Here is a 20,876-nt window from a genome sequence, read left to right on the forward strand (position 1 = left end):
TTATAGGCTGACAGGCGGGAGCCGGAGGGATAAGGGCCGCCGCCATGCACGGCTGGATCATTCTCGACAAACCCCATGACCTCGGTTCGACCCAGGCGGTCGCGGCAGTAAAGCGCGCGCTGCGCGAAAGCGGCGCGGGCAAGTGCAAGGTCGGCCATGGCGGCACGCTCGATCCATTGGCGACCGGCGTGCTGCCGATCGCGATCGGCGAGGCGACCAAGCTCGCCGGCCGGATGCTCGATAGCGACAAGATCTACGACTTCACGATCAAATTCGGCGAACAGACCGACACGCTAGATCTGGAAGGGAAAGTGATCGCACACAGCGATGTCCGCCCGACGCTGGCGTTGCTGGAGGCGGTGCTGGCGCGCTTCACCGGCGGAATCGAACAAGCGCCGCCCGCCTATAGCGCGATCCTGATCGACGGCCAGCGCGCCTATGACCTGGCCCGTAAGGGGCAGGATGTGGAGATGAAGCTGCGATCGGTGACGATCCATGGGCTGCGCGTCATGGGGCAGGAGGGGGCGGCCGACGCGCTCGCCGCCATCACCCTCACCGCCCATGTCTCCAAGGGCACCTATATCCGTTCGCTGGCGCGCGACATCGCGATCGCGCTGGGCACCGTGGGCCATGTCACCATGCTGCGCCGGGTGAAAGCGGGGCCGTTTACGCTGGATTCGGCTATTTCACTGGACAAATTGCGCGATGCTGCTAACGAGCGCGCCATCGGTAGCCTTTTGCTGCCGCTGACGGCGGGGCTGGACGACATCCCGGCTCTCCCCGTCACCCCCGATCAGGCCACCGCACTCCGACAGGGGAAGGTGCTGACCGGGATCGCTGCCACCACTGGCCTCAATCTGGCGATCGAAGGGGAAATCCCCGTCGCGCTGGTCGAAATGCAGGACGGAGAAATCCGGGTGGTGCGCGGTTTTAACCTGATGTCGAAGGAAGATGACTAGATGACGATTACCGCCGAGCGCAAGGAAGCGCTGATCAAGGAACATGCTCGCGCCGAGGGTGACACGGGTTCGCCGGAAGTTCAGGTTTCGATCCTGACCGAGCGCATCGCCAACCTGACCGAGCATTTCAAGGGTCACCACAAGGACAATCATAGCCGTCGTGGTCTGCTGATGATGGTCAACAAGCGTCGTTCGCTGCTGGACTATCTGAAGAAGAAGGATGTGGCGCGCTACACCGACCTCATCGCCAAGCTGGGCCTGCGCAAGTAAGCCTGCTACTAAGGGACGGCCCCATTCGGGGCCGTTTCCGATTCTGGGATAGGGCGCAATCCGGCGCCCCGTTTCATTCAAGGGGCCAGACGATGCCCTGAAACCGTTGCGGGCCGGTTTAGCCCGCATGACAGGCCCCGCCCGGCAATAGGGCCAGGCGGGCGAAGGAAAACATTATGTTCGATGTAAAGAAAGTTTCGATCGAGCTGGGCGGCAAGACGCTGACCCTCGAAACCGGCCGGATCGCGCGTCAGGCTGACGCTGCCGTGCTGGCAACCTATGGCGAAACCGTGGTGCTGTGCGCCGTGACCGCCGCCAAGTCGGTGAAGGAAGGCCAGGACTTCTTCCCGCTGACCGTCCACTATCAGGAAAAATATTCGGCTGCCGGCCGCATTCCGGGTGGTTTCTTCAAGCGGGAGCGTGGCGCCACCGAGAAGGAAACCCTGGTTTCGCGCCTGATCGACCGTCCGATCCGCCCGCTCTTCCCCGAAGGCTTCTACAACGAAATCAACGTCATCGCTCAGGTGCTGTCGTTCGATGGCGACAGCGAGCCCGACATCGTCGCGATGATCGCCGCCTCGGCTGCGCTGACCCTGTCGGGCGTGCCCTTCATGGGTCCGATCGGCGCGGCCCGTGTCGGTTACAAGGACGGCGAATATCAGCTGAACCCGAGCCTTGACGAAGTGAAGACCGGCGAACTCGACCTGGTCGTGGCCGCCACCGGCAACGCCGTGATGATGGTCGAATCCGAAGCCAAGGAACTGTCGGAAGACGTCATGCTTGGCGCCGTCCTGTTCGCCCATGAAGCGAGCAAGAAGGTGGCCGACGCGATCATCCAGCTGGCCGAGAAGGCCGCCAAGGATCCTTGGGAAATCGCCAAGGGTGACGATCTGGGCGCGCTCAAGACCAAGCTCAAGGATCTGATCGGTGGCGACATCGCCGCCGCCTACAAGCTGACCGACAAGTCGGCCCGCTCGAACGCCCTGAACGAAGCCCGCGCCAAGGCGAAGGCCAGCTTCGCGGCCGACGGCCTCGACGCCCAGACCGTGATGGCCGGCATCAAGCTGACCAAGAAGCTGGAAGCCGAGATCGTTCGCACCGCCATCCTGAAGGACGGCGCCCGCATCGACGGCCGCACCACCACCCAGATCCGTCCGATCGAAGCGATGGTCGGCTTCCTGCCGCGCACCCATGGTTCGGCCCTGTTCACCCGTGGCGAGACGCAGGCGATCTGCACCACCACGCTGGGCACCAAGGACGCCGAGCAGATGATCGACGGCCTCACCGGCCTGCACTATGAAAACTTCATGCTGCACTACAACTTCCCGCCCTATTCGGTCGGTGAAGTGGGTCGCTTCGGTGCGCCGGGTCGTCGTGAAGTCGGCCATGGCAAGCTCGCCTGGCGCGCGCTGCACCCGGTGCTGCCGACCAAGGACGAATTCCCCTACACCATCCGCGTTCTCTCGGACATCACCGAGTCGAACGGCTCCTCGTCGATGGCCACCGTCTGCGGTGGTTCGCTCTCGATGATGGACGCGGGCGTGCCGCTGAAGCGTCCGGTGTCGGGCATCGCCATGGGCCTGATTCTGGAAGGCAGCGACTTCGCCGTCATCTCGGACATCCTGGGTGACGAAGATCATCTGGGCGACATGGACTTCAAGGTGGCTGGTACCGAAAACGGCATCACCACCATGCAGATGGACATCAAGGTTGCCGGCATCACGCAGGAAATCTTCGAGACCGCCCTGCGCCAGGCCAAGGAAGGTCGCGCCCACATCCTGGGTGAGATGAACAAGGCCCTGTCCTCGACCCGCACCGAACTGTCGGCGCACGCCCCGCGCATCGAGACGATCCAGATCGACAAGTCGAAGATCCGTGACGTCATCGGCACCGGCGGCAAGGTCATCCGCGAAATCGTCGCCGAAACCGGCGCCAAGGTCGACATCGACGACGAAGGCGTCATCAAGATTTCGTCGTCCGACATCGACCAGATCGAGGCCGCGAAGAAGTGGATTCTCGGCATCGTCGAGGAAGCGGAAGTCGGCAAGGTCTACACCGGCAAGGTCGTGAACATCGTCGATTTCGGCGCGTTCGTGAACTTCATGGGTGGCAAGGACGGCCTCGTCCACGTCAGCGAAATGAAGAATGAGCGCGTTGAAAAGCCGACCGACGTCGTGTCGGAAGGCCAGGAAGTGAAGGTCAAGGTTCTCGAAATCGATCCGCGCGGCAAGGTGCGCCTGTCGATGCGCGTCGTCGACCAGGAAACCGGCGAGGAACTGGAAGACACCCGTCCGGCCCGCGAACCGCGTGAACCGCGCGGCGACCGTGGTGATCGCGGCGATCGTGGTCGCGGCCCGCGCCGTGACGGCGGCGACCGTGGCGGCCGTGGTGGTGACCGTGGTCCCCGTCGTGATCGTGGCGAACGTGCCGACAAGGGCGGCGACGACGGCTCCAGCGCCGGCCTGCCCGACTTCCTGACCCAGGATTGATCGTCCCGGCGCTCGCGCCGCACTCGATCTGAAAGCTATGGGGGCGTCCGGTTATCCGGGCGCCCCTTTTTCATGATGAAGATTGGCGGGGCTGATTTCGATCAAGGCAGTCCGCCGCCCTTATGTTACGATATGCGCAGAGTTTGGGGGTGACGATGCAACGCAAGAATGAGCGGTTTGTCGAGCGCTTGCCGCTTGTCATGGCGCATGACTGGTATGGCTATGCGCTGTCCGGGCTCCTCTGCCTGGGCGCCTTGCTGTTGCGCTTCGCGGCCGAACCGATCTTGCCGATCGGCTATCCGTTCGTTTCTTTCTTTCCGGCGGTCATTATCGCCTCTTTCCTGTTCGGCGTGCGTCCCGGCATCTTCGCGGGCGTGCTCTGTGGTCTGCTGTCCTGGTATTTCTTCATCCCGCCGCGGATGACGTTCACCTTCAATCCGGGGGTGGCATTGGCGATGATCTTCTACGTCGCGGTGGTGTCGGTCGACATCCTGCTGATCCACTTCATGCAGCGCGCCAATTATAATCTGGCTGTGGAGCGTGAACGTAGCCGGGTGCTGGCGGACAATCGCGAGCTGTTGTTCCAGGAGCTGCAGCATCGCGTGTCCAATAATCTGCAGGTGGTGGCGGCGATGCTTTCGCTGCAGCGGCGCCATGTCGATCATGATGTGGCGCGCCGCGCGCTGGATGATGCGTCCGGCCGCGTCAACCTGATCGGCAAGATCAGCCGCGCGCTTTATGACCCGTCGGGGGAGGGGCAGGATTTGCGCACCTTCCTCACCATGCTGGCGACCGATGTGGTGGAAGCCAGCGGCCGCGAGGATGTTCAACTGCTGGTTACCGTGCCCGACGATCTGACGCTGGACCCCAATGTCACCGTGCCGCTCGCGCTGATCGTCGCCGAAGCGGTCAGCAACGCGATCGAACATGGCCTGCCCGATCGTGCCGGTGCGGTCATGGTGAAGCTGGAGGCGGCCGAAGGCGGCGCCATCACGCTGCGGATCACCGATGACGGGCGCGGCATGGCGCCGGAATCGGTCGGGCAGGGCGGCAGCCGGCTGGGATTGCGCATCGCCAGTGCGCTGGCCTCGCAGCTTGGCGGCGAATTTCTGCTGGAGCCCGGCCTTGTCGGCGGGGTCACCGCCCGACTGGACCTGCCGCCGCAGTCCTGTTGATGCGGCTTGTCGTCCTGCAACATTCTGCCGCTTGGCGACGGCGATCCGCTCGGCTATGACCCGGCCATGCTGACGAAAACCATGACGCGCATCGGCGCGGCCACCGCACCGCTTCTGCTCGCTGTCCTGCTGTCGGGTTGTTCCACGGCAAAGAACAAGGCCGACACCCAATATGTCGCCCGCGACGTGTCTACGCTCTATAACAGCGGCAAGGCGCGGCTTGATCGCGGCCAGTACAAGCTCGCGGCCGCGCTGTTCGACGAAGTCGAGCGCCAGCATCCCTATTCGCCCTGGGCACGCCGGGCGCAGCTCATGTCCGCTTTCAGCTATTATATGAACAAGGATTATCCGGAATCGATCAGTGCTTCGCAGCGCTTTCTGTCGATCCACACGGGTAACAAGGACGCACCCTACGCTTATTATCTGATCGCCATCTGCTATTATGAGCAGATTGCCGACGTCACCCGCGACCAGAAGATCACGCAGCAGGCGATGGACGCGCTGGGCGAACTGATCCGCCGCTATCCCGATACCCGCTATGCTGCCGATGCGCGGCTCAAGGTCGATCTGGTGAACGATCATCTCGCCGGCAAGGAAATGGAAGTCGGCCGTTTCTATCAGCGCCGGGGCCAGTGGCTGGCCGCCACGCTGCGCTTCCGCACCGTGATCGACAAGTTCCAGACCACGACCCACACGCCCGAGGCGCTGGAACGTCTGGTCGAATCCTATCTCTCGCTCGGCATCCCGACCGAAGCGCAGAAGGCCGCTGCCGTGCTGGGGCGCAACTATCCCGGTTCCAAATGGTATGAGCGCAGCTACAAGCTGATGCGGGAACATCCGGCCAAGACCTGATCCCGCTTTATTTGTTCCCCTTTTGTGCGATGGCAGGTAGATACGCGACATGCTGACCTCGCTTGCCATCCGCAATGTCGTGCTGATCGAGGCGCTGGACCTGGAGTTCGGCGCCGGCCTGTCCGTCCTCACCGGTGAAACCGGCGCGGGCAAGTCGATCCTGCTCGATTCGCTGGGTTTGGCGCTCGGCGCCCGCGCGGACAGCGGCCTTGTCCGGGCAGGGGAGGCGCAGGCCAGCGTTACCGCCAGCTTCGACCCGCCGCTCCCCGGCCATCGCGCCGCCTTGCTGCTGGCCGACAATGGCATCGACATCGAAGCCGGCGAACCATTGCTGATCCGCCGCACGGTGAAGGCCGATGGCGGCAGCCGGGCCTTCGTCAACGACCAGGCCTGTTCCGCCGCGCTGCTGCGCGATCTGGGCGGGGCGCTGGTCGAAATCCACGGCCAGCATGACGATCGCGGCCTGCTCAACGCCCGTGGCCACCGCGCGCTGCTCGACACCTATGGTCGCTGCGAGGCGGACGCGGTCGCCACCGCTTACACCGCCTGGCGCGCCGCCGCCGCCGATCTGGCGCAGGCGCGCGACACCGTCGCCAATGCCGCGCGCGACCGCGACTATCTCGACCATGCCGTCGCCGAACTGTCGAAATTCGCGCCCGAAGCCGGCGAGGAAGCGACCCTGGCGGAGGAGCGCGCGACCATGCAGAAGGGCGCGCGCCTGTCCGATGATCTGTCCGCCGTCACCGATTGCCTGACCGGCTCGGATGGCGGCCTTGCCCAGTTGCGCCAGGCCGCGCGCCGGCTCGACCGGATCGCGGGCGAATATGAACCGCTTTCCGCCGTGCTGGAGGCGCTGGACCGCGCCGTCATCGAAGCGGGCGAGGCGGAGGACAAGCTGGCCGAGGCGGCCGAGGCGCTGAGCTTCGATCCCGCCCGGCTGGACGCGATCGAGACCCGGCTGTTCGACTTGCGCGGCCTGGCCCGCAAGCATCAGGTCGCGCCCGACGATCTTGCCGCTCTGCGCGACGAAATGGCCGCGCGCCTCGCCGCGATCGAGGGGGGGGAGGAGCATATCGCCGCGCTCGAAGCCGATGTCGCGCAGAAGGCGGCAACCTATCGCGCCGCCGCGCAGGCGCTCTCGGCCGAACGCCAGCTGGCGGCAGGACGGCTCGACGCCGCCGTGGCGGGCGAACTGGCCCCGCTGAAGCTGGACGCCGCCCGCTTCCGCACCGTCGTAGCCCCGCTTGATGAGGGGCAATGGAGCGGCGCCGGCATGGACCGGGTCGAGTTCGAGATTTCGACCAATCCCGGCGCGCCCTTCGCGCCGCTCGCCAAGATCGCCTCGGGCGGCGAACTCTCCCGCTTCATCCTCGCGCTCAAGGTCGCGCTGGCGGAGCGGGGTGGGGCCGACACGTTGATTTTCGACGAGATCGACCGGGGCGTCGGCGGCGCGGTGGCCGATGCGATCGGTGAGCGCCTGTCGCGCCTGGCACAGAGCAACCAGATCCTCGTCGTCACCCACAGCCCCCAGGTCGCGGCGCGCGGCGCGGGCCATATGCTGATCGCCAAGTCGAGCGACGGCACGGTGACGCGCACCGGCGTCCATGCGCTGAGCGACGCCGAACGCCGCGAGGAAATCGCCCGCATGCTCTCTGGCGCGGAAATTACCGCCGAAGCGCGCGCGCAGGCGGAACGGCTGCTGGAGCCGAACGGAACTTGACTCCCACCTCCGTTCGGTTCGAGCTTGTCGAGAACCGGAGTGCAGGGTTCTCGCCCTTCGACAGGCTCAGGATGCTCGAACCGAACGGAGAGGATAGCCGCATGACCCATAACCGCAGAGACATGCTCGGCCTCACCGCCGCCGCGCTGGCCGCAACAGCCATCCCCGCCGCCGCGCAGGAGGCAAAACCGCGCTATGGCCTGATCGGCCAGATGCTCAGCACGCCGGGCAAGCGCGACGAACTGGTCGGATATCTCAAGGATGCGATCGGCGCGATGCCCGGCTGCCTCTCCTATATCGTGGCGCTCGACAGTGCCAATCCCGACGCGCTGTGGATCACCGAAGTCTGGGACAGCCGCGAAAGCCACGCCGCTTCGCTCAAGCTCCCCGCCGTCCGCGCCGCCATCGCCAAGGCCCGCCCGATCATCGCCGGCTTCCCCCAGCATTTTGAAACCGTGCCGGTGGCGGGAATCTGAAGGGGGCGTTAAGGCATCCCCATGACCGATCCCGCCAGCCTTACCGAAGCCGAAGCCGCCAACCGCCTGATGCGCCTTGCCAGGGAGGTGGCGAAGCATAACCGCCTCTATCATGACCAGGACGCGCCGGAGATCAGCGACGCGGACTATGATGCGCTGATCCGCGAGAACAACGCGCTCGAAGCGGCTTTCCCGCATCTGATCCGCGCCGACTCGCCCAATGCGCAGGTCGGTGCTGCCGCCACCTCGGCGCTGAAGAAAGTGCCGCACGCTGTCCGCATGATGAGCCTCGACAATGGCTTTGCCGACGAAGATATCGCCGAGTTCGCCGCCCGCGTCCGCCGCTTCCTGGCGCTGGCCGAAGACGCGCCGGTGGCGATGACCGCCGAACCGAAGATCGATGGCCTGTCCTGTTCGCTGCGCTATGAGCAGGGCGAGCTGGTGCTGGCCGCGACCCGGGGCGACGGCACCACCGGCGAAGATGTGACCGCCAATGTCCGCACCATCGCCGACATCCCCCAGCGCCTGACCGGCGAAGCCATCCCCGACCTGTTCGAGGTCCGGGGCGAGGTCTATATGGCCAAGGCGGATTTCGTCGCGCTCAACCAGCGGCTGCTGGACGAGGCGGAGGATGCGGACAAGGCGCGCCAGTTCGCCAATCCGCGCAACGCCGCCGCCGGATCGCTGCGCCAGAAGGATGCCAGCGTCACCGCCAGCCGCCCGCTGCGTTTCCTCGCCCATGGCTGGGGTGCCCATAGCGCGCTGCCCGCCGACACCCAGTTGGGCGTGATGCAGGCGATTGCCGGCTGGGGCCTGCCGGTGTCCGACATGCTGGTCTGCGTTGATAGCATCGACGCCATTCTGGCCCATTATCGCGCGATCGAGCGCGCGCGCGCCGACCTGCCCTTCGACATTGACGGCGTGGTCTACAAGGTCGACCGGCTCGACTGGCAGCAGCGGCTCGGCTTCGTGGCCAAGGCGCCGCGTTGGGCGATCGCGCATAAATTCCCGGCCGAACGCGCCCAGACCACGCTGGAAGCGATCGACATCCAGGTCGGCCGCACCGGCAAGCTGACCCCGGTCGGGCGCCTGACCCCGGTGACGGTCGGCGGCGTCGTCGTCTCCAACGTCACGCTGCACAATGCCGACGAGATCGCGCGGCTGGGTGTGCGGCCGGGTGACCGCATCGTCGTCCAGCGTGCCGGCGACGTCATCCCGCAGGTGGTCGACAATCTGACCCGCGAGGAGGTGCGTGAACCCTTTCCCTTCCCCACTCACTGTCCGGTCTGCGGATCGGAAGCGGTGCGGGAAGAGGAGGAAGTCGATTATCGCTGCACCGGCGGCCTGATCTGCGCCGCCCAGCGGTTCGAGCGGCTGCGCCATTTCGTCAGCCGCGCCGCGCTCGATATCGAGGGGCTGGGCGAAAAGACGATCGAGGAATTTCTCGACCTTGGCTGGATCAAGGAGCCGGCCGACATCTTCCGCCTGCGCACCCATGCCGGCGAACTGCTGGGGCGCGAGGGCTGGAAGGAAAAGTCGGTCGACAATCTGCTCGCCGCGATCGAGGCGAAGCGCGCGCCCGACGCCGCCAAGCTGCTGTTCGGTCTCGGCATCCGCCATGTCGGCGCCGTCACCGCGCGCGATCTGCTCAAACGCTACACCACGCTTCCCGCGCTGCGCGCCCTCGCCGACGAGATCATCGCCCTGCGCGATCAGGATTATGAGACGCAGGCCAAGAAGGACAAGGCGATCGCCGAGCATATCGGGGTCGAGAATGTCGGCGCCGCCGTCGGCCATGCGCTCGCCGACTTCTTCCACGAACCCCATAATGTCGAGGCATGGGACGATCTGCTGAGCGAAGTGTCGCCGCCCGATTATGTGGTGGAAACCACCGCCAGCGCCGTCACCGGCAAGATCATCGTGTTCACCGGCAAGCTGGAAACCATGAGCCGCGACGAGGCCAAGGCGCAGGCCGAACGGTTGGGCGCCAAGGCGGCGGGATCGGTCAGCGCCAAGACCGACCTGGTCGTCGCCGGCCCCGGCGCAGGATCGAAGCTCAAACAGGCGACCGCGCTCGGCATCGAGGTGATTAGCGAGGAAGCCTGGGCTGACATTGTCAGGGCGGCAGGCTAAGGGGCGATCATCATGTCAAATAGCAACAACAGCGGCACCGTCCTGGTCGATGGCGCATATTATGAATGGGAACTCCGGCGCGAACCGCAATGGAGCGATGCCGATGGCTGGCGCGGCATGACCGTCGCCCTGCAGCAGCAGGGGACGCAGCGCGGCGCCGTGCTCGAATTTCCGCCGCCCAAGCGCCTGCTCAAAGGACTGGCGCGCGGCCGGCTGCAGATCAACGACGCCATCGTCGCGCGCGGGGTGCGCGCGGCGCTGGCGGCCGGCTGGGAACCGGAATCGCGCGGCAAGCCGATGCAGTTCGTGGTCGACGCCGACGGTAATTGAGCATCGTACGGAAAAAGGCGCGAGCCGGAGACATAGCACTCCGGCTCGCGCCTTTTCCGCTTGAAACGATGCGCCGCCCAAAATTGCGCGGCGCGCCTGATCGCCGGGGCTATTTCCCCGGCTTGATCTCTATCTCCACCTTTTCGATCTTGCCGCTGAACTTGAACGGCAGCTTGTAGGTGAAGTCGATCGGCGATCCGGTGTCCATGCCGATGTCCAGCCCTTCGCCCAGCGAGAACTGGATCGGCACCGAACGCTCGATCCGCCCTTCGGCCAGCACTGCGCCATCGCTGGAGATAGCGATCTTCGCGCCCTTGCCCATGCCGCCGCCATCATAGGCGAAATCGACGACCAGCGTGTGGCGGCCGGCGCCCAATGCTTTGGACGCGGTGAAAGTGGGACGATCGACCGAGAGGAAATTATAGACGAAGACCGGCTTGCCTTCGCGCAGATAGAGGCCATAGCCGCCTTCCAGCCCGCCATGGGTGACGATCATCCCCTCGGCCTTGTCGTCGGGCATCTCGATCTCGGCGGTGATCGTCCAGCTCTTGTTGAGCATCGGCAGGCAGGCGGCATCGGGCAGCGCGGTCTGGCCTTCATAATAGACGGCCTTGGTGCGGTGACCGACCATGGAGGGGCGGCCCATCGCCTCCGCATTCATACGCTGCGTCCCACGCCAATCGAGCGGCAGGACATTGTATTTCGCGGCCTCGACCCACCACATGTCCTGGAGCGTGCGCAGCTTGTCGGGATACTCGGCGGCAAGATCATGGGCCTGCGAAAAGTCCTGGTCGAGCTTGTAGAGTTCCCAGACCTGCGTGTCGGGATCCCAGTTGGGGTCGCGAATGGGTTCCCATGGTATAAACGAGGGGGCCGAAGCCATCCAGCCGTCATGATAGAGACCGCGATTGACCCCCAGCTCGAAATATTGGGTCTTGCGGTGGCTGGAGGCCTGGCCGTCCTCGAAAGTGGCGGCGAAGCTGACACCCTCGATCGGTTTTTGCTGGATGCCGTTCAGTTCGCTCGGCGCGGTGACGCCGCAGACTTCGTAGAGCGTCGGCACGATGTCGATCGTGTGGACAAACTGGCTGCGCAGGGCACCGGCATCCTTGATGCGATCGGGCCAGGAAATAATCATCGGGTTGCGGGTGCCGCCGAAATGGCTGGCGACCTGCTTGGTCCATTGGAAGGGCGTGTTCATCGCATGCGCCCAGGCGGAGGGGAAATGGTTGAAGTGTTTCGGCCCGCCCAGTTCGTCGATCGCCTTGATATTATCTTCCCATTTCTCCGGGAAACCGTTGAAGAACATATTCTCGCACAGCGATCCCTCGATCCCGCCCTCGGCGCTCGATCCATTGTCGCCGGCGATATAGATGATGATCGTGTTGTCGGCGTCGGGCAGTTCCTTGACCGCATCGATCACCCGGCCCATCGCGACATCGGCCTGCGCGCCATAGCCGGCGAAGACTTCCATCATCCGTGCGTAAAGCCGCTGCTGGTCGGCGTTCAGGCTGTCCCAGGCAGGCAGGCCCTTGGACCGGGTGGTGAGATCGGTATCGGCCGGAATGACGCCGAGCTTCTTTTGCCGTTCGATTGTCTGCTCGCGATAGGCATCCCAGCCGCTATCGAACTGGCCCTTGAACTTGTCCGCCCATTCGTTCGAGGCATGGTGCGGCGCGTGGGTGGCGCCGGGGGCGACATAGAGGAAATAGGGCTTGTCGGGCGCGATGCTCTTGACCTTGCGGACCCAGGTGATCGCCTTGTCGGCCAGATCTTCGGTCAGGTGATAGTCGGGATCCTCCGAAGCGGGGACAAGATCGCGATTCTCGAACAGGATCGGATTCCAATGGTTCATGTCGCCGCCGTTGAAGCCGTAGAAATAATCGAAGCCCAGGCCATTGGCCCAGCGGTCGAACGGCCCGGTGGCGCTGGTTTCCCAGGTCGGTGTGTTGTGGTTCTTGCCGATCCAGGCGGTCATATAGCCGTTCTGGCGCAGCACCTCGCCGATCGTGCCGCAATTTCTGGGCAGGATGCAGCAATAGCCATCATAGCCGGTGGCCAGTTCGGTGATGCCGGCGAAGCTGGTCGAATGATGGTTGCGCCCGGTGATGAGGGCGGCGCGCGTCGGGCTGCAGAGCGCGGTGGTGTGGAAATAATTATAGCGCAGCCCCTCCGCCGCCAGCCGATCCATCGTCGGCGACGGTACGCCGCCGCCAAAGGTTGAGAACTGGCCGAAGCCGACATCGTCGAGCAGGATCAGCACGATATTGGGCGCGCCCTCGGGTGGCTGTACCGGCTGGGGGAAGGTCGCCGGATCGGAATCCTGATAGGTGCGGCCGACCTCGCCAGTGAAGTGGAAGTCCGGGCGCGGCAGGATATCGGGGGTTTCGGCGGGACGATCGACAGGCATGGGTGGCTCCCTGAACATGGATCAGGGCGGCGAGCATAGGGGACAGGGCAGGGGCGGCTATCGGGATATGCCCCGATCATGCGGAAGGGCAATCGACTACAGGTTTCACCGGAGGAACGGCACCTTTTCCAGCGCGCGATGGCCCAGCGATTTGATCCGGTTGCGACCGGGGAAGGGGACGGGCGCGCCGGGATTGAGGCCGAAACCGCGCAGCTTGTGGTTGAATTTGTGCGCGTCCGCCGTCTCGATGCTATATTCACTGCACCAGGTGAGCGACAGCGAGATGGACACCGCGTCATGCACCTTCACCCAGTGCGGCGCGAACAGCGGCACATAAATGGCCTCGCCCGGCGCGATATGAATCGGGTTGCCGCGCGCCGCCCAGGCATCCTGCCAGGGCAGGTATCGCTGCCCGCCGCTATAATAATGCTCGAAGAAGCGCTGGCCGATAATCTCCGGGTCGGCCGGCGGGAACAGCGTCATCGTCTTGGTGCCCTGCGCCTGGAACAGGATGTTATATTCCGGGTCGAAATGCAGTTGCGTCACCGCCTGCGGGCTGGAGATGAAGATATAGGCGCGCAGCTTGTGCATCGGTCCGGTCACCGCCGCGATCAGCGGCTCGATCTCGCCCAGCACGTCGCGCATCAGCGCAGCATAGGCCGGGTCCTGCTCGATCTCGCGCAGCAGCACCCAGGACCGCGCGGTCTCGATCTGCTCGATCGTTTGCAGCGTGGTCAGGCCATTATGCGGCAGCTTGGTCGTCGGCGTGCCCAGCGGCACGTCGACCGCGCCATTATGCTCCAGTGTGTGGGGTTGCATCCGGCTCGCCAGTGAAACCATGGCATCGAGCGTCAGCAGCGGATGATCGCCAAGCTGATGCAGAAGATGACCGGCGGTTTCCGGGTAGATATTCTGGAACAGCTGCTTCGATGGCGATGGCAGGACATCCATTCTTCTTACCCCCGTTTAGCAAGATGACGCGCAATCCCTTGCCAAGTCTTCCTGAAGATGCGGTAAAAGTCCCGGGATATGCAATGATGTGCGTCGCGGTGGGTGGAAACGGAATTTACCCAATCTTATCGCGTGGGGGCGTAATAGGGATGGCATGACGGGGCAGGGTCGGACGCGATTGCAGGAACTGGACGCGTTGCGCGGCATCGCGGCCTTTTCCGTGCTGCTCTTTCACTATTTCAACATCTATCCCAAGCTCTTCCCGCAAGGGCATCGCCTGCCGCCCCTGTTCGAACATGGCGGCTATGGCGTGCTGCTCTTCTTCGCCATTTCCGGCTTCGTCATCGCCTTCTCGCTGGAAGGGACGCGCAGCGCCGCCGATTTCGCGGTCAAGCGCTTCGCCCGTCTCTATCCCGTCTATTGGGCCGCGATGGCGCTCTCGATCGGCATCGTCCTGCTGCTCGGCGCCGGCCAGTTGCTGCCGCCGGCCTGGGTGATCCCGGTCAACATGACGATGCTGCAGGGCTATTTCTATCTGCCCGCAGTCGACGGCGTCTATTGGACGCTGGGCGTCGAACTCGCTTTCTATTGCTGCATGCTGGCGATCTGGATGGGGCGCGGCTTCGCCCGGCTCGAATGGCTGCTGCTCGGCTGGCTCGCGATCAAGGCGGCGATCGCCGGCTGGCACGCGATGCCCAGCCGCCTCGTCATGCTGCTGGTGCTCGATTATATCCCCTTCTTCATCATCGGCATGCTCTTCTACCGCATCTGGTCGGGGCATCGCCGCTGGAGCCAGCAGGTGCCCTTCTTCGTGGCGGCGCTCGTAACCGTGGCCTGGGCCGACCCGCGCGAATATCTGGTCGCGGCGCTGCTGGTGGTGGCGATCTTTGCCGCGATGCTGCGCGGCTGGCTGCCCTTCCTGCGTCACAGACTGCTGCTCTGGCTGGGCGCGATCAGCTACGCGCTCTACCTCATCCATCACAATGCCGGGCTGGCGATCATGAACCTGGTCGATCGCGCCGGCCTGTCGACCTGGATCGGCTTCCTGCTGGCAACCGCTGCCTCGCTGCTGCTGGCAAGCGCGCTCACCTATGGCGTCGAGCGGCCCGCTGCCCGCCGCATCAACCGCTGGTGGCGCGATCGTACCGCGCCACAGGGCGAGCGTGCGACCCAGGCCGGTTAGGCGGCCTCGGCCTCCCGCGCGTCATGCGCCCGGCGCGCGTCCATGATCGCGCCGACATGGCCCTCGGCCCAGCGGGTGATCTGGTCCAATATGCCGATCAGCCCCTGCGCCATGTCCGTCAGCCGATATTCCACCGTCACCGGCACTGTGGGATAGGCGGCGCGGCTGACCAGCCCGTCGCGCTCCAGGCTTTTCAACGTCTGCGACAGCATCTTCTGCGAGATCGCGCCGATCCGCCGGCGCAGATCGTTGAACCGCACCGGCCCGTCCTTCAACGTCAGCATCACCAGTACCGCCCATTTGTCGCCGATCCGGTCCAGCACATGGCGGGTCGGGCAATCGGGATCATAGGCGTCGCCGATCCGGGGCAGGGGCGTGGGCGCGGTCATGGCAGGCGGTATCCTCGGCGTAACCTGGTGATGGAAAGGTGCCTTCTTGCGACCATGATATCCCAATCGCTATCTGGTTTCCATTAGTAACTACCCATGGAGAATGGAACATGAAGATCGCGATCATCGGCGGCAGCGGCCGTGCGGGACGGGAAATCAGCGCGGAACTGGCCCGCCGCGGCCATCAGGTGACGGCGATCTCGCGCCATCCCGAAAATGCGGTGCAGGACGCCGGCGTCACCGCCATCGCCGGCGACGTCAAGGATGCGGCTGCGCTCAGTGCGCTGCTTGCCGGCCATGATGTGGTGGTGAGCGCCGTGATGTTCGCCGACACCGATCCGGCATCGCTGGTCGGCGCGGTCCGCGCGTCGGGCGTGGCGCGCTATCTGGTGGTCGGCGGCGCCGGCAGCCTGGAGGTCGCGCCGGGCGTCAAGCTGATCGACACGCCGGAATTCCCCGAAGCTTATAAGGCCGAAGCCGGCCGGGGTGGCGATTTCCTCACCTATCTGCGCGGCGTCGAGGATCTCGACTGGACCTTCCTCTCGCCCTCCGCCCTGTTCTTCGTCGGCGATCGCAAGGGGCATTTCCGCCTCGGCACCGATCAGTTGCTGGTCGATGGCGAGGGCAATAGCAGCATTTCCTACGCCGACTATGCCATCGCGCTCGCCGACGAGATCGAAACGCCGAAACATAGCCGCCAGCGCTTCACCGTGGGTTATTGATCCTTCGTCATTGCGAGCGGAGCGGGCCGAAGGCGGGCAGCGCCCAACCAATCCATGGATCGCCGCGCTTCGCTCGCGATGACGAGCGGGGGCTTAAGCTACCCCCTCCAGCTTGTCCTGCGTCTTCGTGGCAAAGTCGCCGGCATCATGCCGCTCGTGCAGCTGATCCTCCAGCGGCCCGTTGGTCTTGTTGACGATCCTCCCGCGCTTCACCGCCGGGCGCGCATCGATCTGGTTCGCCCAGCGCAGCACATGGGTGTAGCTGCCCGCGTCCAGAAATTCCGCCGCGCCATAGACCCGGTTCAGCAGCACGCCCGCATACCAGGGCCACACCGCAATATCGGCGATCGAATATTCGTCGCCCGCCAGATAGTCATTCTCCGCCAGATGCCGGTCCAGCACGTCGAGCTGCCGCTTCACTTCCATTGTGTAGCGGTTGATCGGATATTCGTATTTTTCCGGCGCATAGGCGAAGAAATGGCCAAAGCCGCCGCCCAGGATCGGCGCGCTGCCCATCTGCCAGAACAGCCAGCTCAGCGCCGCGGTGCGCTTGGCCGGGTCGGTCGGCAGGAACCTGCCGAACTTCTCGGCCAGATAGAGCAGGATCGCACCGGATTCGAACACGCGCTGCGGCGGCGACACGCTATGGTCCATCAGCGCGGGGATCTTGCTGTTGGGATTGACGTCGACAAAGCCGCTGCCGAACTGGTCGCCATCGCCGATGCGGATCAGCCAGGCATCATATTCGGCCTGCGCGACGCCCGCCTCCAGCAACTCCTCCAGCAGGATCGTGACCTTCTGCCCATTGGGCGTGCCCAGCGAATAGAGCTGGAGCGGATGCGGGCCGACCGGCAATGGCTTGTCATGGGTGGCGCCGGCGATCGGCCGGTTGATATTGGCAAAGGCGCCGCCCTTGTCCTTGTCCCAAATCCAGACGGCGGGCGGGGTATAGCTGTCGGTCATGCGGGCATCGCTCCGATAAGGGCCTGTTCCAATAAAGGCCTGGGATGCCCGGCAGGTAGGAACGGCGCCCGCCCGCCGCAACCGAGCGCCACTCAACCCCTGTTGATTATTTCTGCTATTCCGCTGCCTGCGTCCGCACCACCAATATGCTGACCGGCGACTGGTGGATGATCGCCGACGCATTGGACCCCAGCAGCTTGGAGGTGAGCGAGGGCTGGTGCGAACCGATCACCACCAGATTGGCCTTCAGCCGCGCCGCCTCGGTCAATACCTCGTCGCGCACCCGCCCGCGCCGGGTCAGGAAATGGGTGCGATCGGGCGCCAGCCCGGCCTCGCTCGCCCATGCCTTCATCGCCGCCAGCGCATCGCGCTCCTCATGCTCGTCGAAACTGCCGTCCAGCAGCTCGGAATAGCGGGTCGGCAGATAATAGCGGACATAGAGAAGATGGACGGCCGTATCGTCCCCGGCCACTTCCGCCGCGCCGGCTATGGCGGCACGGGCGAGGTCAGGGGTGTTGACGTCGACGGCAACGATGATCGTGACATGGGGCATGACGCTCTCCTCTTATCGCTTATGCGCCGTCCAACCACCGATGCGCGCGCGGGATGCCCCAGCCATCAAAGATTCCCGACGCGACATGAATAAGGACATGCCGCAACCCTAGGGCAATGGGGGAGGGGGCAGGCGCGGCATTCCCACCCGCCGCTGGATGACCGAGTGGGGTGGGAAGCGGAATGTCTGGTGTCAGTCTGGAACGGAGCAATTTTGGTCAGTGCCACATGCTGATTGCGGCCAACCCAAAAATAAGCGCCAGTGCGGTTAGTCGCCCTGCATACATCCAATACAACATCGGCTCCCCTTGGCGCATAGGCGAGAGGCCGTAAGAAGGCATTTGCCCAGTTATAAGGCCGCGCGCTAGCAGCGCAGCAAATAAAACCGCCCCAGCCAGCAGGAAAATAGCTGCGTTCATATCGTCCGGTTATGGCGGCTCAACAGTTGGCTATCAATGTCTAAAAATGGTCGTTAGCTGTCAAAGCCGGATATCGTCATTGCGAGCGGAGCGAAGCAATCCACTGGCGCGAGATGGATTGCTTCGCTCCGCTCGCAATGACGGAGATGCTCGCTTCACCGGTACTGTCCTACATGCCCGATTTCTGATCTATCCTGCGCAATGGACCAGCACCTTTCTTCGCATCGCCGCCTATGCCTCGCCTGTAGCCTCATCGACGCGCGGCAGGGGCCTATGTGTCGCGTTGCCGTCGCCTCGCCGGCGCATGATGAGCGCGCGCCACTGACCCGCACCCCCATACCCCCGAGGCGCGACAGGTGCGTAGTCGACGCGTTCCCGGTGCGTTGGCGGTGCAAAGACCCCGGAAACCCCGTTTACACTGTGAACTTCGACAGGCGCGTGGCCCTGTGCTGTCACCCGCCCTGCCGGCTGTCGCGTCGCAATCGTCGTGCCGTCCGTCGCGCTCGGCATGACGGGGCAGGGTGATTGCGCTATGGCCTGCGTGCCTGCCCGATCGATCCCCGATCCATCGGGACGGCGAAAATTTTTATCCCGTCCCGCCCTTGACCTGCGAAACGACTTTTCCATATTCATGCCGCTAGCACTCTCCATCGGCGAGTGCTAACAATGAGAGAGTTCATCGGGAGAAGGACAAGGCGGGGCACAATATCGCACGGGGACATTCCTCTTGCGGGCCGCGCCGGACCCATCCCAGCACAAAGGGAAAGGCAATCATCATGGCATTCCGTCCGTTGCATGACCGCGTTCTCGTTCGCCGCATTGAAGCGGAAGCGAAGACGGCCGGTGGCATCATCATCCCCGACACCGCCAAGGAAAAGCCGCAGGAAGGCGAAATCGTTTCTGTCGGCACCGGCTCGAAGGCCGAAGACGGCAAGGTTACCCCGCTGGACGTCAAGGCCGGCGATCGCGTGCTGTTCGGCAAGTGGTCGGGCACCGAAGTCAAGGTCGACGGTGAAGACCTGCTGATCATGAAGGAAAGCGATATCCTGGGCGTCGTCGCCTAAGTCTCGCGCTTTTCCGTTTCCCCATTCTCCTATCAAGAAGGTAAAAGATCATGGCAGCGAAGGACGTAAAGTTTTCGCGTGACGCTCGTGAGCGCATCCTGCGCGGCGTCGACATCCTGGCCGACGCGGTCAAGGTGACCCTTGGCCCGAAGGGCCGCAACGTCGTCATCGACAAGAGCTTCGGCGCGCCCCGCATCACCAAGGACGGTGTGTCGGTCGCCAAAGAAATCGAACTGAAGGACAAGTTCGAGAATATGGGCGCCCAGATGGTGCGCGAAGTCGCTTCGAAGACCAACGACATCGCCGGTGACGGCACCACCACCGCGACTGTCCTGGCCCAGGCCATCGTGCGCGAAGGCATGAAGTCGGTTGCCGCCGGCATGAACCCGATGGACCTGAAGCGCGGCATCGATCTCGCCGTCGCCAAGGTTGTCGAGGACATCCAGTCGCGCTCGAAGCCGGTTTCGGGTTCGGCCGAAGTCGCCCAGGTCGGCATCATCTCGGCCAATGGCGACGTGGAAGTCGGCGAGAAGATCGCCGAAGCCATGGAAAAGGTCGGCAAGGAAGGCGTCATCACCGTGGAAGAGGCCAAGGGTCTCGACTTCGAGCTGGACGTTGTCGAAGGCATGCAGTTCGACCGCGGCTACCTGTCGCCCTACTTCATCACCAACCCGGAAAAGATGGCCGTCGAGCTGGCTGATCCCTACATCCTGATCCACGAGAAGAAGCTCTCGAATCTGCAGTCGATCCTGCCGATCCTGGAAGCCGTGGTTCAGTCGGGCCGTCCGCTCCTGATCATCGCCGAGGACATCGAAGGCGAAGCGCTGGCGACCCTGGTCGTCAACAAGCTGCGCGGCGGCCTGAAGGTTGCTGCGGTCAAGGCACCGGGCTTCGGCGATCGCCGCAAGGCCATGCTGGAAGACATCGCCGTCCTGACCAAGGGCGAAGTGATCTCGGAAGACCTGGGCATCAAGCTCGAAAACGTCACCTTGGGCATGCTCGGCACCGCCAAGCGCGTCACCATCGACAAGGACAACACGACCATCGTCGATGGCGCCGGTGATGCCGACTCGATCAAGGGCCGTACCGAGCAGATCCGTGCGCAGATCGAAGTCACCACTTCGGACTATGACCGTGAAAAGCTGCAGGAACGCCTGGCCAAGCTGGCTGGCGGTGTTGCCGTCATCAAGGTTGGCGGTGCGACCGAAGTCGAAGTCAAGGAGCGCAAGGATCGCGTCGACGACGCCCTGCACGCGACCCGCGCTGCCGTCGAAGAAGGCATCGTCCCCGGTGGTGGTACGGCGCTGCTCTACGCGACCAAGGTTCTCGACGGTATTGCCGGTGCCAATGACGACCAGACCCGCGGCATCGACATCGTCCGCAAGTCGCTGACCGCTCTGGTTCGCCAGATCGCCAGCAACGCCGGTCAGGACGGCGCTGTCGTCTCGGGCAAGCTGCTCGACCAGGACGACACCTCGTTCGGCTTCAACGCGGCGACCGACACCTATGAAAACCTGGTCGCCGCTGGCGTCATCGACCCGACCAAGGTCGTGCGCACCGCGCTCCAGAACGCTGCCTCGGTTGCTGGTCTGCTGATCACCACCGAAGCCGCCATCTCGGAACTGCCGGAAGACAAGTCGGCTGTTCCCGCGATGCCGGGCGGCATGGGCGGCATGGGCGGCATGGACTTCTAATTCGGTCGCGACCGAACAGAAGTTCTCGCTCACGCGAAAAGAATGGGGCCGGTGGAGCGATCCACCGGCCTTTTTCGTGCCCGCTTGCCCGGCCGGCTTTTGCGACTATATGAAACATATATGAT

General features: G+C 64.1%; 18 protein-coding genes. 13 read left to right on the forward strand and 5 right to left on the reverse strand.

What is annotated here, in order from left to right; genetic code table 11:
* Positions 1 to 44: 44 nt before the first annotated feature.
* From truB to PMI04_RS07285, 9 genes are all read left to right on the forward strand, one after another.
* Positions 45 to 959: a tRNA pseudouridine(55) synthase TruB gene (gene truB / locus PMI04_RS07245; protein WP_007709462.1), complete on the forward strand. Its 915-nt coding sequence runs from the start codon at positions 45 to 47 to the stop codon at positions 957 to 959.
* Complete coding sequence (gene rpsO, locus PMI04_RS07250) at positions 960 to 1,229, forward strand: 30S ribosomal protein S15 (RefSeq protein ID WP_007709464.1); 270 nt, start codon at positions 960 to 962, stop codon at positions 1,227 to 1,229. It begins immediately after the preceding gene.
* Positions 1,230 to 1,405: 176 nt separating this feature from the next.
* Positions 1,406 to 3,718: a polyribonucleotide nucleotidyltransferase gene (gene pnp, locus PMI04_RS07255; RefSeq protein ID WP_007709465.1), complete on the forward strand. Its 2,313-nt coding sequence runs from the start codon at positions 1,406 to 1,408 to the stop codon at positions 3,716 to 3,718.
* 155 nt (positions 3,719 to 3,873) lie between these two features.
* Entirely contained in the window at positions 3,874 to 4,893 is a 1,020-nt protein-coding gene (locus tag PMI04_RS07260; protein WP_007709467.1) for a DUF4118 domain-containing protein, read from the forward strand.
* 66 nt (positions 4,894 to 4,959) lie between these two features.
* Positions 4,960 to 5,745 carry an outer membrane protein assembly factor BamD gene (locus tag PMI04_RS07265; protein ID WP_283184879.1) on the forward strand — a complete coding sequence of 262 codons (786 nt, stop codon included), beginning with the start codon at positions 4,960 to 4,962 and terminating at the stop codon, positions 5,743 to 5,745.
* A gap of 49 nt (positions 5,746 to 5,794) precedes the next feature.
* Complete coding sequence (gene recN, locus PMI04_RS07270) at positions 5,795 to 7,465, forward strand: DNA repair protein RecN (protein ID WP_007707800.1); 1,671 nt, start codon at positions 5,795 to 5,797, stop codon at positions 7,463 to 7,465.
* 101 nt (positions 7,466 to 7,566) lie between these two features.
* Positions 7,567 to 7,941, forward strand: a complete 375-nt coding sequence (locus PMI04_RS07275) for a putative quinol monooxygenase (protein WP_007707798.1) — start codon at positions 7,567 to 7,569, stop codon at positions 7,939 to 7,941.
* A 21-nt stretch (positions 7,942 to 7,962) separates the two neighbouring features.
* On the forward strand, positions 7,963 to 10,074 hold the full coding sequence (ligA, locus tag PMI04_RS07280) for an NAD-dependent DNA ligase LigA (RefSeq protein ID WP_007707795.1): 2,112 nt from the start codon (positions 7,963 to 7,965) through the stop codon (positions 10,072 to 10,074).
* A gap of 12 nt (positions 10,075 to 10,086) precedes the next feature.
* Positions 10,087 to 10,404 (forward strand): hypothetical protein, encoded by a 318-nt coding sequence (locus PMI04_RS07285; protein ID WP_007707792.1) that lies wholly within the window; start codon positions 10,087 to 10,089, stop codon positions 10,402 to 10,404.
* Positions 10,405 to 10,513: 109 nt separating this feature from the next.
* Here PMI04_RS07285 and PMI04_RS07290 read toward each other — a convergent pair whose 3' ends face one another.
* Together PMI04_RS07290 and PMI04_RS07295 are read right to left on the reverse strand one after the other, a co-directional pair.
* Positions 10,514 to 12,814 carry an arylsulfatase gene (locus PMI04_RS07290; RefSeq protein WP_007707788.1) on the reverse strand — a complete coding sequence of 767 codons (2,301 nt, stop codon included), beginning with the start codon at positions 12,812 to 12,814 and terminating at the stop codon, positions 10,514 to 10,516.
* A 105-nt stretch (positions 12,815 to 12,919) separates the two neighbouring features.
* Entirely contained in the window at positions 12,920 to 13,765 is an 846-nt protein-coding gene (locus tag PMI04_RS07295) for a cupin-like domain-containing protein (RefSeq protein ID WP_007707785.1), read from the reverse strand.
* A 154-nt stretch (positions 13,766 to 13,919) separates the two neighbouring features.
* Here PMI04_RS07295 and PMI04_RS07300 point away from each other — a divergent pair, with 154 nt between their 5' ends.
* Positions 13,920 to 14,948 carry an acyltransferase gene (locus PMI04_RS07300; protein WP_007707774.1) on the forward strand — a complete coding sequence of 343 codons (1,029 nt, stop codon included), beginning with the start codon at positions 13,920 to 13,922 and terminating at the stop codon, positions 14,946 to 14,948.
* Here PMI04_RS07300 and PMI04_RS07305 read toward each other — a convergent pair.
* Positions 14,945 to 15,337 (reverse strand): helix-turn-helix domain-containing protein, encoded by a 393-nt coding sequence (locus PMI04_RS07305; RefSeq protein WP_007707771.1) that lies wholly within the window; start codon positions 15,335 to 15,337, stop codon positions 14,945 to 14,947. The genes PMI04_RS07300 and PMI04_RS07305 overlap by 4 nt on opposite strands.
* A 110-nt stretch (positions 15,338 to 15,447) precedes the next feature.
* On the opposite strand from PMI04_RS07305, the gene PMI04_RS07310 reads away from it, so the two are divergent.
* Positions 15,448 to 16,059: an NAD(P)-dependent oxidoreductase gene (locus PMI04_RS07310; protein WP_007707768.1), complete on the forward strand. Its 612-nt coding sequence runs from the start codon at positions 15,448 to 15,450 to the stop codon at positions 16,057 to 16,059.
* A 93-nt stretch (positions 16,060 to 16,152) separates the two neighbouring features.
* Here the strand turns inward: PMI04_RS07310 and yghU are convergent, their stop codons facing one another.
* Both yghU and PMI04_RS07320 read right to left on the reverse strand, forming a co-directional pair.
* On the reverse strand, positions 16,153 to 17,022 hold the full coding sequence (yghU, locus tag PMI04_RS07315) for a glutathione-dependent disulfide-bond oxidoreductase (RefSeq protein ID WP_007707763.1): 870 nt from the start codon (positions 17,020 to 17,022) through the stop codon (positions 16,153 to 16,155).
* Between the two features lie 115 nt (positions 17,023 to 17,137).
* Entirely contained in the window at positions 17,138 to 17,575 is a 438-nt protein-coding gene (locus PMI04_RS07320) for a universal stress protein (protein WP_007707761.1), read from the reverse strand.
* A gap of 1,194 nt (positions 17,576 to 18,769) precedes the next feature.
* Here PMI04_RS07320 and groES point away from each other — a divergent pair.
* On the forward strand, positions 18,770 to 19,057 hold the full coding sequence (gene groES / locus PMI04_RS07325; RefSeq protein ID WP_007704439.1) for a co-chaperone GroES: 288 nt from the start codon (positions 18,770 to 18,772) through the stop codon (positions 19,055 to 19,057).
* Between the two features lie 50 nt (positions 19,058 to 19,107).
* Complete coding sequence (gene groL / locus PMI04_RS07330) at positions 19,108 to 20,751, forward strand: chaperonin GroEL (RefSeq protein WP_007704441.1); 1,644 nt, start codon at positions 19,108 to 19,110, stop codon at positions 20,749 to 20,751.
* Positions 20,752 to 20,876 lie beyond the last annotated feature (125 nt).

This window comes from Sphingobium sp. AP49 (genome assembly GCF_000281715.2).
Lineage (GTDB): Bacteria > Pseudomonadota > Alphaproteobacteria > Sphingomonadales > Sphingomonadaceae > Sphingobium.